This is a genomic window from Ochrobactrum sp. CGA5, from assembly GCF_006345815.1.
GTDB lineage: Bacteria > Pseudomonadota > Alphaproteobacteria > Rhizobiales > Rhizobiaceae > Brucella.
Map to the genome: position 1 here is coordinate 159,305 of NZ_VCIG01000004.1, position 15,999 is coordinate 175,303.

Below are 15,999 nucleotides of genomic sequence, written 5' to 3' on the forward strand. Positions count from 1 at the left end.
GCTGCGATATGCGGAGCATGGCCTACAAGATCGATGATTTGCCGTTTGAAGAGTTTTTCGTCCCCGTGAGCAAGGCTACGGCAGCTCTGGTGCGGCTGGACGAACGGCTTTCGCGCTCGCCCATTCGCGAAGGTATAGTCGCGCGGATGCATATGCATGATGCTGTCGCTTCGATGTGGCTGGAAGGCGAACTTGTGCATATGGAAGACTTGGTCTTACATGATGCCTTGATGGACAGTCGGATGCCAAGCCACGCACTGACCATAGCACATGCGGTATTACGCATGCGCCGACAGATTGCTGGACGACCGGCTGACTGGGCTCTTGGCCCGACCGGCATTCAACAATTGCTTGGTCGAACGGTCGGCACAACCTCGCTTGAAGCTCCGCGGACAGAGGCACCCGAAGACGAAGTCGATCCGCTACTCAATGATATTGACAATTTGCTTGCACGGACAGAAGAACTTCTGAATGGCGGAAATCAGCGCAAGTCCAAACCGGATGCGACTGCACGGGATGCGCTACTTTACGACGATGACTGGGATGAAGATGCGCGTATGCAGGAATGGCGGGATTGTCTTGCAGCGACAAGGCACCTGCCGCCGCTCATGTGCGCTGCATTGATCCACGATGCGTGGTTTTCTCTGGAAGTTGTGCAGCGATCCTCGTGGATTGGTCGGTTGCTGACTGCGGCCTTCCTGCGCCAGAGCGGTCTTGCAACGGGTCATTTGCCTGCTATCAGTCTCGGTCTCCGCGCAAAGCGACCGGATGAACGGCGTTCGCCCAACCGTCTGGTCCGTCTCAGGGCATTTCTCAAAAGTATCGAAGATGCAGCCGACGTGACCATGAAAGAGCATGACCGGCTGCTTCTGGCGCGTGAACAGATGCAGCGTAAGCTCAAAGGACGCAGGTCAAATTCACGATTACCGCAGTTGATGGAGATGGCCCTGCGTAACCCCGTTCTTTCCAGCCAGATGGTGGAGAAGGAACTGTTGGTTACACAGCAGGGCGCGCTGAAGTTGATTTCGGAACTCAGTCTCAGGGAAATAACCGGGCGGGGACGGTTCCGTGCATGGGGAGTACTTTAAACTGGTTTTATGCACTTGCTGCGGAGATGGTCAGCGAAGAGCTGAAATTCGTTGCGGCGGGCGGCATTGGATCGCCAGACGAGAACCAGTGAACGGTAATTGCTTTTGCCCTCATACGGAACGATACTTAGCTCCGTTCCGCCTGCAACTCCGGCTTTGACCGCCACTTCCGGCAATAGTGTAACCCCCATCCCGAAATTGACAAGCTGTACCAAGGTCATAATGGATGTGGCGTGAACGTCGCCGCTCGCTTGCGCCGGAGTCGAGCCAATTGCGGCCATAACGTGTTCGCGAAGGCAGTGTCCGGTTTCCAGCAAAAGAAACGGTTGGTCCTGCAAGTCTTCCGCATCGACCTGGTCGCGGTTGGCCAGCGCATGATCGCGTCGTACCGCCAGATAGAAGATGTCGCGACCAAGTTCGGCTAACTCAAATTCACCGAGATCGTAGGGGTGGGCAACGAGGGCTACATCTAGTGAACCTGAACGCAAGCTGTCGAGCAATGAGCGCGTAAGACCTTCGCGAATGGTCAATTGCAATTCGGGAAAGGCATTTGCAGTTGCAGGTAGGACTTTAGGCAGCAGAAAAGGCGCTATCGACGGGATGACGCCCATTCGCAGTCTGGTCGTCAGCGGGCGCTCAGCCTGCCGTGCGTGTTCGGGCAGTTCTTCTATGAGGGCTATGATCGCGCGAGCGCGGACCAGAAAATCTTCACCGGCAGGCAAAAGTTGCATTCGTCTGCCCGAGCGATCAATCAGTATTACGCCAAGCTCTGTCTCGAGTGCCTGAATCGCTGCGCTCAATGTTGACTGGGTAACCCCAGCGGCCTCCGCTGCACGCGAAAACGATCCTGCTTTGACGAGGGCCATAAAGTAATGGAGCTGACGGACGCTTATGTTGAGCATTGAATTTGTCGACGCCTCATCATCGGTAAAATCGATGGATTTGATCGTTATAATCGCTTTGACCGATTTAACAAGAATCTCTATATAGGATTTGCAGATGGAAAATTCTGAAAATTCAGAAAATTCCGCACCACAGTTGAATTTACAGGCAGGTATAAAATGCTCGGTATCGGCGACAAGCTTCCCTCCTTCAAGGTCACCGGCGTAAAGCCCGGTTTCAACCATCACGAAGAAAACGGCGTTTCGGCATTTGAAGAAATCACCGAAGCAAGCTTCGCGGGCAAGTGGAAGGTTATCTTCTTCTACCCGAAAGATTTCACCTTTGTTTGCCCGACTGAAATCGCTGAGTTTGCGCGCCTTGCTTCGGATTTCGAAGACCGTGACGCAGTCGTTCTTGGCGGCTCGACTGACAATGAGTTTGTAAAGCTCGCATGGCGTCGCGATCACAAGGACCTCGACAAGCTGCCGATCTGGTCGTTTGCCGACACCAACGGTTCGCTGGTCGATGGCCTCGGTGTTCGTTCGCCGGACGGCGTCGCATACCGCTACACCTTTGTTGTCGATCCGGACAACACGATCCAGCATGTTTACGCAACCAACCTCAATGTTGGTCGCGCTCCAAAAGATACGCTGCGCGTTCTCGATGCGCTGCAGACCGATGAGCTCTGCCCATGCAACCGTGAAGTCGGTGGCGAGACGCTCAAGGCTGCCTGATAAGCCCTGATTGGTTTGCAGAAAGGCGGGTCAAGGCCCGCCTTTCTTCTATCTGATATCCAAATGACACATAAAGAGGGTTCCATGTCCATTGATGATCTGAAGTCCAAGATCCCGGATTTTGCCAAGGACGTTCGTCTCAATCTTTCGTCCATGGCAAGTGATGAAACTCTGACGCCGCAACAGAAGTATGGCTTGTTCGTCGCCTGTGGTATTGCCTCCCGCAATGCCGATGTACGTAAGGCACTTGTCGCCGAAGCGGCCGCCAAGGTTGATGCTTCCGTTATTCAGGCGGCAAAGTCTGCTGCGTCGATCATGGGCATGAACAACGTCTATTATCGTTTTGTGCATCTTGCGACCAATAAGGACTATCGCACCATGCCAGCAAAGCTGCGTATGAATGTGATTGGTAATCCGGGTGTCGACAAGGTCGACTTTGAGCTCTGGTCGCTGGCTGTGTCTGCGATCAATGGCTGTGGCATGTGCATTGATGCGCATGAGGATGTCCTGCGCAAGGCAAACGTGATGTCAGAAACCGTCCAGACCGCCGTGCGTTTTGCATCGATCATTCAGTCGGTAGCGATTGCGCTGGAAGCTGCAGACACCGAATAAGAGCGGCAAATTCCTTAAACAGAAAAGCCCGCATGGATCGATTCATGCGGGCTTTTTGTTTGGTATGGGTTCTTATTCGCCGCGCTTGAACGAGATGAATGCAAAGCCGATCAGCGAGATGACCGCTGCGGCAGACATGTAATAACCGACATACTCGAAGCTATAATGCGTTGCGAGCCATGTCGCGATATAGGGCGCAACCGAAGCACCAAGGATACCCGCCAGATTGAAGGTTAGTGAAGCGCCGGTATAGCGGACCGAAGTTGGGAACGGCTCGGCCAGAGCGGCGCCGATTGGACCGTAGGTAAGGCCCATCAAGCCGAAGCCAATAATGAGGAACGCGAGAACGCCAGCCGTGCCAGCCATGAACAACGGCGCCATGATGAAGCCATAGAGCCCGATCAGAACGGTGACGATAATCATGACCGGCCGCATGCCGAAGCGGTCAGAAAGCAAAGCTGCCACCGGGATCATGAGTCCGAAGAAGATCACGCCGATCATCTGCAAGATAAGAAATTCTTCCCGGCTGTAACCAAGCGCGCGCGTGCCCCAACCGAGCGAAAAGACGGTCATCAGATAGAACAGGACGAACGTGGCAACCGCACCGATGGTGCCGAGGAAAAGGCTCATCTTATGCTGTGTGAACAGGGTTGCGACCGGCACTTCGACGCGTTCAGCCTTGTCGATTGCTTTCTGGAACTCTGGCGTCTCAGCGATTTTCAGTCGGATGAATAACCCAACACCGACCAGAAGAGCACTGGCTATAAATGGGATGCGCCAGCCGAACTCGAAGAACTGTTCTTCAGTGAGGGCCTCAGCCAGTACGAGGAAGATGCCCGTTGCCAGAATGAAACCAACCGGAGCGCCGAGCTGCGGGAACATGCCGTACCAGGTGCGCTTGCCTTCCGGTGCATTCTCGGTTGCAAGCAGCACTGCACCTCCCCATTCTCCACCGAGGCCGAGTCCCTGACCCAGGCGGCAGATAGCCAGCAGAAGAGCTGCCCAGACACCGATCGAGTCGTAGGTTGGCAGGAAGCCAATGGCGACTGTGGAGATCCCCATGGTCATAAGCGCAGCAACCAGCGTCGCTTTCCGTCCGACCTTGTCTCCAAAGTGGCCAAACAGCGCACCGCCGATCGGGCGGGCGAAGAAGGCAATCGCAAAGGTTGCAAGAGACTGGAGAAGAGCGGAATTGCCGTCGCTCGCAGGGAAGAACAGATGCGGGAATACGATCACCGCAGCAGTTGCATAAATATAGAAATCGAAGAATTCGATCGTTGTGCCGATCATGCTCGCGGCCAGAACGCGGCGCGCGGAATTTTTCTGCGGGGAAACCGCTATAGCGACAGTCATTATTTCAGATCCAATATTTGTGGGCCGTCTAAATTAGGGGGGAAGCCCAAGATGCGGCTTCTTTAGAACCGCAGAGTATGGAATCGCAAGCAGAAAAAGGCTTTTAAGCAATTTTATGATTTCGGATGAGCTGTTTTGGAAAGAAAAGCGAAAGCGAATAAAATTCGTGTCATTGATCAGCCTGGTCTTTCAATTGCCGTGACGTCCGACTAGATTTCCCTTGTCGTCTGTTTGGAAACAAAGATGCATCGGGCAAAGTACGATTTCAGGGTTAGGAGTATAAAGCGAAGCCGTGCGGTCTTGCGTTTGCCTTCTCGTGTACTCGTGACTTTGCTCTCGTTCTTGTTTCTGGTTTCCGCGCAGCTTTGTTACACGATGGCGCATGACACGCAGTCTGTGCAGGTTGTTGCCGAAAGTCATGTGAATATGCCGCATCACATGGAAGGATCGTCTATATCGGTAGAAAAGGGCAAGGCTGCACCGATGGATCACGGTGCCAAAGCACCCAATACTTGTATCATGATGACATGTGGCTTTGTAGTTCAACTGGCAACGAACTTGCGCGCGTCTGGTTCCTCACAGGATTTCGGCTTGCCGCCGCTTGTTGCGGTGTTGAGCGGCAAGTTTCCGAATAGGGATTTGCGACCTCCCATAGCGATTCCGGCCTGATCTGGAAATCGCCGTCAAAGGTTTGACGGCCATTACGACTATGTCTGGAGACTTACCATGTCTGGAATTACACGCCGCCGCCTGCTGGCCCTTGGGGCAGGGGCAGCCTTTATTGCTGCCATTCGCCCTTTTGACATCCGGGCACAAGGTGCTCATCAACATATGGGGCACGGAGCCGCCACCCCATCAACTGCTCGCACCAGTCGCCCTTTGCCCTTGCCGCCTCTGATCGAACCCGATGCGGCAGGTGTCGTTAAACTGAAAGTACAGACGGGGCGGCATAGTTTTGAAGAAGGGAGCGAAGCGGCATCTGCGGGTGTCAATGGAGCCTATCTTGGCCCGCTCGTGCGCTTGAAGAACGGGGAAACGGTCACCCTTTCCGTGGAAAATGGCATGGATGAAGAAACCACCCTCCATTGGCATGGACTATTTGTTCCATCCGTTCTCGACGGTGGGCCTCATAATCTGATTGCAGCGGGCACGGAGTGGAATCCGAAAATCACGGTTAATCAGCCCGCTTCGTTCAACTGGTTCCATCCGCACTTACATGGAAATACCGCTCGTCAGGCGCATATGGGTATCGCCGGTTTGATGGTGGTTACCGATGGCAGGGATAGTGAGCGCGGGCTACCTCAAGATTACGGTGTGGACGATATTCCACTGGTCCTTCAGGATCGCCGGGTGATCGAGGGCGACAAGGTTTATCAACCCGATATCATGGATTTGATGCATGGTTTCCGAGGTAACAAGCTTATCGTGAACGGTGTGGTGTCACCCGAAGCAAATGTGCCAGCATCCATCGTGCGTCTGCGTCTCCTGAATGGTGCAAATGCGCGAAATTTTCACGTTCGTCTGAGTGACAAGAGGCCTTTATTCGTCATTGCATCAGACGGTGGATATATTGGAAAGCCCGAGCCTGTCGAAAGGCTGACAATCAGCCCTGGTGAACGTTACGAGGTTCTTGTTGATTTCTCCAAGGGTGAGGGGGCTGATCTGCTGACCTACGGCAATGACAGTGGTGGCGACGATCTGCATATAATGCGCTTTGTCGTCGACACTGCCTTGAAAGCAACAATCACGACGCTTCCACGCAGTCTTGACGGTCCCGATGCACCGGATGAAAGACTTTCCGTAAAACGCCGCTCATTTTTCTTCGACGAGCGGACGGCGGAGAATATGCAACTGATGATGGCCAAGCCATCTACAGGTCCCCAAGCCGGGCATAACATGGGCGATATGGACATGGGTTCAATGCAGCCCGGCGCAATGGATCACGATATGCATGGCGCCAGAAGTTCCGCCGATGCGGGGTTGGCTCTTGAAGCTCTGACGTCGGGCGTCGAAATGGCGATCGCGGGTAAACCTTTCGATATGGATCGGATTGATGTTGAGGCCAAACTAGGCTCGTGGGAGATTTGGGATCTTACAACGAAAGAGATGCCGCATCCTTTCCATATCCATGGAGCATCATTCCGCATTCTTTCTCTGAATGGCAAAGCTCCTCCGGCGCATCAATCAGGGTGGAAGGATACCGCACTGATCGACGGAAAGGCTGAGCTCCTCGTTCATTTTGATCGGAAGGCAGTGAAAAGCCATCCATTCATGTTCCATTGCCATGTGTTGGAACACGAGGATGTGGGCATGATGGCACAGTTCGTAACGGTATAGTTTTTGAGCGGGCTGCGTGATCATCGTTTATCATGCTGCCCGCCTTTCGACATTTTGTTTCGAACAATTTCTGACGGTGTACGTTGTTCTCTCGTCAAGAATATCGCGATCAGGAGGAAACAATGCAGCCATTATTGATTGCTTCAGCAATGATGCTTCTGACAGTTCCAGCCGTTGCAGCGGATGTGAGCGTGAGACTCTACGAAGCGCGGCCGGCTGGGGCGGGGAAAGAGGTCGGCACCGTTATGATTTCGCAAACTGCTGGCGGATTGCAATTCAAAGCTGATTTGCAAGGCCTGTCTGCCGGTGAGCATGGCTTCCATCTGCACGAGAACGGAAGTTGTGCACCCGGTGAACAGGACGGAAAAATTGTTCCGGCCCTGGCTGCCGGTGGGCATTTCGACCCCTCGCATTCCAAGCATCATATGGGGCCGGAAGGCGAGGGTCATCTTGGTGACTTGCCTTTTCTCAAGGCCGATGCTGACGGCAATGTAACGGAAACCGTCACGGCTCCGCGCCTCAAGACATTGGATGAAATCAAGGGCAGGGCTTTGATGGTCCATGTTGGCGGAGACAACTATTCCGATGAGCCCAAACCGCTTGGCGGTGGTGGGGCACGCTTGGCCTGCGGTGTGATCGAATAATCCGGAACGACAACCTATCCCCAGTTTTCGATGTGGATTTTGGAGCCATCTGAAAAACGCGATATGTGAAACGCCGCAGGATCAACAACCGGCGTTTCACCCGTCACCATATCCGCGACAAGCTTGCCGGCGCCAGGACCAATACCGAAGCCATGGCCTGAAAAGCCTGTTGCCACGATCAATCCTTCGACGCCCGGCAGCGGTGAAATCACGGGAATGACATCCGGCATCGTGTCGATGAGGCCTGCCCACTCCTGTTCTATTGTGGCAGATGTGAAAGATGGGATTGCCTGCTTCAACTTCGCAAGCACCTGAGCATTGGTCGCCTTGTGTGGAGCAGGATCGAGTGTACGGATTTTCTCGAAAACGGATACCTGATCTGCAGGCCGAAGCTTCCACTGGAATGCTTCTTCGAAAAAGCGTTCGCCAAATCGGAACCGCAACGACCGCCACTCGCTCGAAAGCGATGGTATGAAGTCGCGGAAGAACCGGAAGCTGTCTGGTACAATGTCGGCGATAGAGCCGCCTAGGCTCGCCACCGTATAGCCGCCATCCAGCCGCTTGCGTAAGGCAAAGTCTGAAAATGCGATCGCGGGTTCCACACCGGCGTCAAGAGGCGCTGTACGAAAGACTGAAGACCGGACTTTCAATTGCGGCAGGTAAGCATTTAATTCAGAAATAATAAGCCGTGACCATGCCCCGCCGGCGACAACAAGGGCCTCACAGCGTAAGCGGCCCTTTTCGGTCAGAATCGCAGTGACCCGACCATTGGTTGTTTCGATACCGCGCACAGCACAATTTTGTAGGATGACGGCACCATTTTCTTGTGCTTTTGCCGCGATAGCCGGAACTGCCTTTTGCGGTTCGGCCCGACCGTCGAGCGGTGTAATCATACCGCCGGCGAGAGGCCGATTTATACCCGGTGCAAGTGCTGAGGCTTGTCCAGCATTGAGCAGCTCGGTCTCTATGCCGTGTTCGCGGGCAATATTGATCCACTCGGCATAAAGAGCCATTTGCTCTTCTTTTTCAGCGGCATAGGCGATTCCGGTAACGCGGAAGCCGGTTTCGCGCCCTGTTCGCTTATTCATATCATTCCATAGCCGCATGCTCTCGACTATAAGTGGCATTTCGCGGCTGTCGCGCCCAGTGCGTCGGCACCAGCCCCAGTTGCGACTGGACTGTTCTCCTGCGATCTTGCCTTTTTCAAGGAGAGTGACGGGAATGCCTCGCTCGGCCAAAAAGAGAGCCGTTGAAACACCAATGATGCCGCCACCGATGATGGCAACTTTGGTTTCTTGCGGCAAGCTTTCGGCTGTCGCCACCTTATCCGTGACCGGCCCCATTTCAATATTCTCCTGCAACGCGACTGGATGATTTGGGTATGTGGAAGAATGGAGAACATGGCGCGCTTTTCGTTTGTGATCAACCAGACAAGCCGCTCTAAGAATGGTTAGTTACGATATTCCTGAGGTATTCTGTCCTGTTTTAGTAGCTTTCTGAAGAATGTGCATCTATATCCGCTTGAACTGCAATCTGGATACGCACTCTTGCTTATGGACGCACGCAACCCGCACGATGAAAGACAGGTTCCCGGTCATTCGGGTCCGGCATTGACTCTGTCCGGTATTCGCCGCCAGTTTGGGGCCATAAGTGCTCTCGACGATGTCTCCCTTGATGTTCATGCCGGAGAGGTCATTTGTCTGGTTGGACATTCCGGCTGCGGTAAGACTTCTCTGTTGCGCATTATTGCAGGCATTGATGCTCCCGACTGTGGAACGCTTGTGATGGGGGGCAAGATGCTTGTGGGCCCATCGGTTTTCATTGAGCCCGAGAAGCGGAATGTTGGTGTGGTTTTTCAGGATTACGCCTTGTTTCCGCATTTGACGGTCAAAGAAAATATTCTTTTCGGTTTGCGCACAATGTCCCGCAACGAAGCGAACGAGAGGGCAAAAGAGCTTCTCAAACTAGTGTCGCTGTCGCACATGGCGGACCGATACCCGCATATGCTGTCGGGCGGCGAGCAACAGCGTGTTGCTCTTATCCGTGCCCTCGCTCCGAAACCGCATCTGCTGTTGATGGACGAACCGTTTTCGAACCTCGATAGAGGTTTGCGTGCCAGAGTTCGCCACGAAACTGTCGCCTTGTTGAGAGAACTCGGCACAACGGCGATTATCGTAACCCACGAGGCTGAAGAAGCATTGTCGACCGGGGATCGAGTGGTACTGATGCGCTCTGGAAAAATAGTTCAGAGTGGCCCCGCATGCGAACTTCATGACCGGCCATTGAACCGTTACGCGGCAGATTTCTTCTGTGATTTCAATGTGGTACCGGGGCGGATCGAGCACGGTGAGCTAACCACTCCCTTTGGAGGGATCGTCGCGGTCGAAACGCTTGAACCAAATGCGGAAGCGTTTGTCTATCTGCGTCCGCGCGATTTTACGATCCTTGCTGAGGGCGAGGTCCGCGAAGCTTCGTTGCGTGGCCATATTGAATCACGGACTTTCCTCGGTGAAGTCGAAGAACTTGTCGTGCAGGTGGTAGGTGTAAATCTCCGACTGCGTGTGCGTACGGAACTACGGCTTCCGGCAGAAGCAACTAATATTACTTTATGCCCGCATTGGGATAAGGCGCTGATTTTCCCCAAGTGACAGAAAATATACCCTATCAAAGTTGGATGGGCAATTGACCAACATTGAGCCTCCCCGTATAACTTGATTGTATTGCTCATAATTCAAAATGAAACAGGTCCATCCGGAGGTAAAATGTCCAAGTTTGCGCGTTATGGTCTCGCTCTCGCCGCAACAACGCTTTTCGCAGGGGCTGCCCACGCAGATGAAGTGAACATTTACACGACACGCGAGCCAGGTCTCATTCAGCCCTTGCTCGATGCTTTCAAATCGTCCACTGGAATTACGGTCAATACGGTGTTTCTAAAGGATGGTCTGGCAGAGCGCGTCGCCTCGGAAGGTGCGAATTCGCCCGCCGACATTCTTATGACGGTGGATGCCGGTAACCTGGTGGATCTCGTTGACAAGGGCCTCACGCAGCCTGTCGATTCCAAGGTGCTGAAAGAGGCTGTCCCGGAACAGCTTCGCGATGCTAAGGATAACTGGTTCGCGCTTTCCATGCGCGCTCGCGTGGTCTATGCGGCCAAGGATCTTGAGCTTGACAAGATCAATTACGAAGACCTTTCCGATCCGAAGTGGAAGGGTAAAATCTGTATTCGTGCGGGTCAGCACCCTTACAATACGGCTCTCTTCGCAGACTATATTGCGCATTATGGTGCCGAGAAGACCGAAGAATGGCTCAAGGGCCTCAAGGACAATCTCGCACGCAAAGCTGCCGGTGGAGACCGTGACGGCGCCAAGGATATCGTTGGTGGCATTTGTGACATCGCGGTCGCAAATTCTTACTATGTCGGCCTGATGCGTTCGGGCAAGGGTGGCGACGAGCAAAAGACTTGGGGCGAGGGCATCAAGGTCTTGCTGCCGACCTTCAAGGATGGCGGAACTCAGGTCAACATAAGTGGTGCAGCTATCGCCAAGAACGCGCCGAACAAGGACGCAGCAGTCAAGCTGCTTGAATATCTGGTGTCGGATGAAGCTCAGCAAATCTATGCCAAGGCCAATTTCGAATACCCGGTCAAGCCGGGTGCACCGCTCGACCCTATCGTGGAGTCATTCGGTGAACTGAAGATCGACAGCGTTCCGTTGTCTGAAATTGTCAGCCATCGCAAGCAGGCAAGTGAACTGGTCGACAAAGTCGGTTTTGATAACTAAAAGCCGAATGAGCTACGCAGACGAACGCCGGTACAGTTCACGTGCCGGCGTTGCACTATAGATAGACCAACGGAAGCCTTTGCAGCGATGCGGAAACGAGTTTTGCAACCCACAAGGGCCGGGCGCAGCTGGCTGTGGTTCTCGGCATTGGTCGCAATCCTGGTTTTGCTTCCCGTACTCGCCCTTGCCATTGAGGCCATGCGGGGATCAGCCGGTCTTTGGGAGCATCTGCTAACCACCAACCTGCCGATGGCTTTCCTCGAAACGGTGATTCTGCTCACGGGTGTGGGCATCATAGCGGCCGTAATTGGTACATCGACAGCATGGCTGGTGACTGCTTATGATTTTCGTGGGCGGGGTATACTGGAATGGGCGCTTTTGCTGCCATTGGCTGTTCCGACCTATATAGTTGCCTACACCTATCTCGATATCCTGCATCCCATCGGTCCGGTGCAAGGGGCGGTGCGCTTTATGCTAGGATACGAAAGCCCGCGTCAGTTTCGATTGCCTGATATCCGTTCGATGACCGGGTGTATCATTCTTCTGGGTTTCGTTCTCTATCCCTATGTCTATATTCCTACACGGGCGATGTTTCTCACTCAGTCCGCCAGCCTTATTGAGGCAGCACGAACGCTAGGCGTAAGTCGTAAGGGCATTTTCTGGCGGGTTGCATTGCCGCTTGCCCGGCCTGCTGTAGCGGTCGGTGTCAGTTTGGCCCTGATGGAAACGTTAAATGACGTGGGGGCCGCTGAATTTCTGGGTGTTCGAACACTTACGGTTTCAATCTATACCACTTGGATAACGCGCTCGGATTTACCGGGGGCTGCCCAATTGGCCCTCGCCCTTCTGTTTCTCGTCGTCGCCCTTGTTTCTATAGAGCGCTGGGCGCGCCGCAAGCAGCGGTTTGCTTCCAATATCCGCCATACACGTGGCTTCGAGCCGTTGCTAGTAAGAAGGAGTCAGGCTGTCTGGCTGTTCGGTCTGTGCTCGCTGCCAGTGATTATTGGATTTGTCTTGCCTGCGATTTATCTGGTTTCGGAAGCTTTCAAACGCATTCGCTTTGCCGGTCTGTCGCCACGATTGATTGGCGAAGCTTTTAATACCATTATTCTGGCTTCAATCGCGACTGCTCTGGTGCTGGTATGCGGAATGTTTGTCGCATATGCCGTCCGGCTCTTCCCAAGTGCTATCTCGCGCTGGTCTTACCGTCTATCGACCATGGGATATGCAGCACCGGGTACAGTAATCGCTATCGGTATTCTGGTGGTCGCCGGTGGCTTTGATAGCCTTTTCAATCAGTTCACATCGCATGTCTTCGGATATTCTTCCGGGCTTGTGTTGATTGGGACAGGCGCTGCGGTCGTCTATGCCTATGTCGTCCGTTTTCTCGCGATTTCCGCAGGGGGCATTGATTCCGGGCTGGAGCGTATCCCCTTGTCTTTGGATCATGCATCGCGCACATTAGGACGTAGTGTGACTCAAACATTTTATGCCGTTCATCTGCCATTATCGAGAACAGCTATCGTAGCGGCAGGCCTGCTGGTATTCGTTGATTGTGTGAAAGAACTACCGGCAACACTTTTGCTTCGTCCGCTTAATGTCGAAACTTTTGCGACGCATCTTTATGGTGAAGCTGCACGTGGCACTTACGAGGAGGCATCCATAGCTGCGCTTGCCATTGTGGTGGTCGGAATCTTGCCCGTTATACTGCTTGCCCGCGTCGGAAAGCGTTTCGGCAAGCGTACTTAACGGACTAAGTTGGCATCAGCATGCGTGGGTCTTGTATTCCATAATTCAGAAATACTTAAATAATTGTAGGCATTATCGGACAGGGAACAAAGCACAGTCTGGATGATGTTTGCGGTGTTATTGGAGCCGCAATCCAGAACGATGCGAGGGCGGCATGTTTAAAGTTCTGGAATGCGTGACAGTACAGCATGATCAGCCTTTTGTGGCTCTGGCTGCATCCATTTCATTTGCAAGCATGTTTGCGTTTTTCCTGCTGTTTGCACGAGCACAAGAATGCACGGAAAGCCGCCGCGATAACTGGCTGGCAATAAGCGCGTTTGCAGGTGGGTTGGGCGTTTGGGCAACCCATTTTGTGGCCATGCTTGCTTACAGGGGCACTGTTGCGATTGAGTTTGATTTCACAATCACAGTTCTTTCCGCAGCTATAGCGGTTCTTGGCTTTTGGTTGAGCCTGCATCTTCTCAAGGGACCAGCGTTCAAATACGCTTTGACCGCTGCCATTTCTGCGACACTGTCAATTGCAGCGATGCATTTCACGGGTATGGGTGCAATAAAAGCAGCAGCCGATGTCCATTATGATCTTCCGCCCATCGTTGTTGGCAGTGTCGTGTCAATTCTGCTGCTGGTGGTGGCTTTTCATTTTGTGACGAATGTTTCGGGTTGGCCGCGCATTCTACTTCCCACCGTAGGAGGCATATTGGCTGTGTGTACGCTACACTTCACAGCAGTCGCTTCCACTGAATTGGTTCCAAACCCAAGTCTCCCTGCAGCCGATCCGCTAGGTATCGGACGCCTATGGCTGATCGGTGCCATTGCCGCTGTGGTTTGTGTCGTAGCCCTGACGACTATCATTGCTGTATTTGTGGACCGTTATATGACTGACCTGAAAGGGTTTGCGAACGCCACATTGGACGGACTGGCTGTTATCCGTGATGGCGGTATCGTTGAAATGAATGCTCGGTTTTCCGAACTTATGCGGAGAAGTGAAAAGGCGCTTGTCGGTGTCGCGCCGGATACGCTGTTGCTGGCGGCAGATGGGCTCCCCGTCTGTGCGTCCCGTTTGGAAGCGATAGAAGCCGCGCCCCGGTTTCCAAATGATGAGCGCATTTTTGAACTTGCTGTGCACACGATTGAGTATCAGGGACGTCCTTGTGAGGTGCTCGCTGTCCGCGACCTTACCGAAAAGCGCACGGCTCAGCGCCAGATTGAGCACATGGCGCGGCATGATGCGCTTACCGATTTGCCCAATCGCATGTTCTTCGAGGAGCGTCTTGGAAATGCCGTAGCGCGCCGCAATCGCGAACCGTTTGCTGTACTGGCGCTTGATCTCGATCGTTTCAAAGCCGTGAACGATATTTTCGGACACGCCGAAGGCGACCGCGTATTGAAAACGGTTTCCAGTATTTTGAAGCGTTGTATCAACGGTATAGATACGGCTGCGCGTATCGGCGGCGACGAGTTTATTATTTTGCAGGTGGGGGTGCCGCAGCCGAAGGGTGCGCGGAAACTGTCGGAGAAGATACTGGATACATTTCGGTCGGAGCTGAATACAGTCCTCGATCCAACCGCTGTCGGCGTCAGTATTGGTGTTGCAGTATATCCGAACGACGGCAAGGATGCGGAAGCGATCCGTCACGCAGCTGACATTGCGCTTTATCGGGCAAAGACTGATGGGCGAGGCACGGTTGCATTCTACTCACCGGAAATGGACCGCGAAATAAGGGAGCGCCGCCAGATGGAGGCGGATTTGCGCCATGCGATGGTACGTGGTCAGATCAGTGTTGCCTACCAACCCCTGTTTGCGACCGCAGACGGTGACTGCACGGGGTATGAGGCGCTGGTTCGCTGGAGCCATCCCGAGCACGGACCGATACCGCCGGAAGTATTTGTTCCAATCGCCGAGGAGACAGGAACAATCGTAGCTTTGGGCGAGTGGGTTTTGCGTGAAGCTTGTCGTACAGCCGCAGGCTGGGAAAAACATCTGACTATCGCCGTAAACCTTTCGCCCGTGCAGTTCCGATTGGTTAATCTTCCGAATACGGTCAGTTCTGTTCTCGCCGAAACTGGTCTCGACCCATCGAGGCTGGAGCTGGAGGTAACGGAATCCGCTTTGATGAAGGATCGGTTGACGACCTTGGAACTGCTGCGTCGCATGAAGAAACTAGGCGTCCGCATAGTGATGGATGATTTTGGTACTGGCTATTCTTCGCTCAGCAATCTTCAAAGCTTCCCATTCGATAAGATCAAGATTGACCGCAGCTTTATCACCAGTATGGAAACCGATGTCAGTGCCAGGGCCATTGTACGCGCTATTGTGGGGTTGGGCCGCAGCCTTGATCTACCCGTGGTTGCCGAGGGCATAGAGACGTTTGACCAACATCGCATGGTGATCGAAGAGGGATGTGAACAGGTCCAAGGGTTTCTTTTGGGACGTCCGACCAATGCACCGGCGTCTACAAAGCCTTCTTCCCGCCTTTACAGAAAAGGCAGTGATGGGCAAATAAAAACAATCTAATAAACCGAATTGTTGTGAACAACTGTAGACTTCGGCGTTTCCGGGGCGCTCGTTGCTGTGCCGAATTGTTACTACACCGTCATCTGACGTGTTTGTGAATGGAACATTGCAGCGAAATGTCCAGAGGGTCGAACTGCAAATTCCTCAATCGCTGGAAGGGGTTGCATCGCATTGAATGCCACAGGACACTACGAATAACCTAGCGTTTTCAACACGATATTTCGCGTGATCGCAATAATAAGTGAATTTATCCCAAGGACCTTTCTGTGTTTGTAACACGTTGCGGCCACAAAGCGAAAGCTGAAT

The 15,999-nt window shown here is 53.4% G+C and carries 13 protein-coding genes; 10 read left to right on the forward strand and 3 right to left on the reverse strand.

Annotated elements, in window-relative coordinates; genetic code table 11:
• Positions 1-17: 17 nt before the first annotated feature.
• Entirely contained in the window at positions 18-1,088 is a 1,071-nt protein-coding gene (locus FJQ48_RS04595; protein ID WP_139974026.1) for an RHE_PE00001 family protein, read from the forward strand.
• Here the strand turns inward: FJQ48_RS04595 and FJQ48_RS04600 are convergent.
• Positions 1,085-1,990, reverse strand: a complete 906-nt coding sequence (locus tag FJQ48_RS04600; protein WP_139974027.1) for a hydrogen peroxide-inducible genes activator — start codon at positions 1,988-1,990, stop codon at positions 1,085-1,087. The two genes, FJQ48_RS04595 and FJQ48_RS04600, sit on opposite strands and share 4 nt — an antisense overlap.
• A 159-nt stretch (positions 1,991-2,149) precedes the next feature.
• Between FJQ48_RS04600 and FJQ48_RS04605 the strand changes: the two genes are divergently transcribed.
• Positions 2,150-2,704: a peroxiredoxin gene (locus FJQ48_RS04605; RefSeq protein ID WP_006469087.1), complete on the forward strand. Its 555-nt coding sequence runs from the start codon at positions 2,150-2,152 to the stop codon at positions 2,702-2,704.
• Positions 2,705-2,788: 84 nt separating this feature from the next.
• On the forward strand, positions 2,789-3,316 hold the full coding sequence (locus FJQ48_RS04610; RefSeq protein ID WP_139974028.1) for a carboxymuconolactone decarboxylase family protein: 528 nt from the start codon (positions 2,789-2,791) through the stop codon (positions 3,314-3,316).
• Between the two features lie 72 nt (positions 3,317-3,388).
• Here FJQ48_RS04610 and FJQ48_RS04615 read toward each other — a convergent pair whose 3' ends face one another.
• Positions 3,389-4,669: an MFS transporter gene (locus FJQ48_RS04615; protein WP_139974029.1), complete on the reverse strand. Its 1,281-nt coding sequence runs from the start codon at positions 4,667-4,669 to the stop codon at positions 3,389-3,391.
• A gap of 243 nt (positions 4,670-4,912) precedes the next feature.
• Here FJQ48_RS04615 and FJQ48_RS04620 point away from each other — a divergent pair, with 243 nt between their 5' ends.
• From FJQ48_RS04620 to sodC, 3 genes are all read left to right on the forward strand, one after another.
• Positions 4,913-5,338 (forward strand): hypothetical protein, encoded by a 426-nt coding sequence (locus FJQ48_RS04620; protein WP_139974030.1) that lies wholly within the window; start codon positions 4,913-4,915, stop codon positions 5,336-5,338.
• Between the two features lie 57 nt (positions 5,339-5,395).
• Positions 5,396-7,006, forward strand: coding sequence for a multicopper oxidase CueO (gene cueO, locus FJQ48_RS04625; protein WP_139974031.1), 1,611 nt, complete (start codon positions 5,396-5,398; stop codon positions 7,004-7,006).
• A 122-nt stretch (positions 7,007-7,128) separates the two neighbouring features.
• Entirely contained in the window at positions 7,129-7,650 is a 522-nt protein-coding gene (sodC, locus tag FJQ48_RS04630) for a superoxide dismutase family protein (protein WP_139974032.1), read from the forward strand.
• A 14-nt stretch (positions 7,651-7,664) separates the two neighbouring features.
• On the opposite strand, the gene FJQ48_RS04635 is transcribed toward sodC, so the two are convergent.
• Positions 7,665-8,993 (reverse strand): FAD-binding oxidoreductase, encoded by a 1,329-nt coding sequence (locus FJQ48_RS04635; protein WP_139974033.1) that lies wholly within the window; start codon positions 8,991-8,993, stop codon positions 7,665-7,667.
• 210 nt (positions 8,994-9,203) lie between these two features.
• Here FJQ48_RS04635 and FJQ48_RS04640 point away from each other — a divergent pair, with 210 nt between their 5' ends.
• The 4 genes from FJQ48_RS04640 to FJQ48_RS04655 all read left to right on the forward strand — a co-directional run bounded on the left by FJQ48_RS04640 (position 9,204) and on the right by FJQ48_RS04655 (position 15,693).
• Positions 9,204-10,298, forward strand: a complete 1,095-nt coding sequence (locus tag FJQ48_RS04640) for an ABC transporter ATP-binding protein (RefSeq protein WP_139974068.1) — start codon at positions 9,204-9,206, stop codon at positions 10,296-10,298.
• Between the two features lie 114 nt (positions 10,299-10,412).
• Positions 10,413-11,429: a Fe(3+) ABC transporter substrate-binding protein gene (locus FJQ48_RS04645; protein ID WP_139974034.1), complete on the forward strand. Its 1,017-nt coding sequence runs from the start codon at positions 10,413-10,415 to the stop codon at positions 11,427-11,429.
• An 87-nt stretch (positions 11,430-11,516) separates the two neighbouring features.
• Complete coding sequence (locus FJQ48_RS04650) at positions 11,517-13,178, forward strand: iron ABC transporter permease (protein WP_139974035.1); 1,662 nt, start codon at positions 11,517-11,519, stop codon at positions 13,176-13,178.
• A gap of 154 nt (positions 13,179-13,332) precedes the next feature.
• Positions 13,333-15,693, forward strand: a complete 2,361-nt coding sequence (locus FJQ48_RS04655) for a bifunctional diguanylate cyclase/phosphodiesterase (RefSeq protein ID WP_139974036.1) — start codon at positions 13,333-13,335, stop codon at positions 15,691-15,693.
• Positions 15,694-15,999 lie beyond the last annotated feature (306 nt).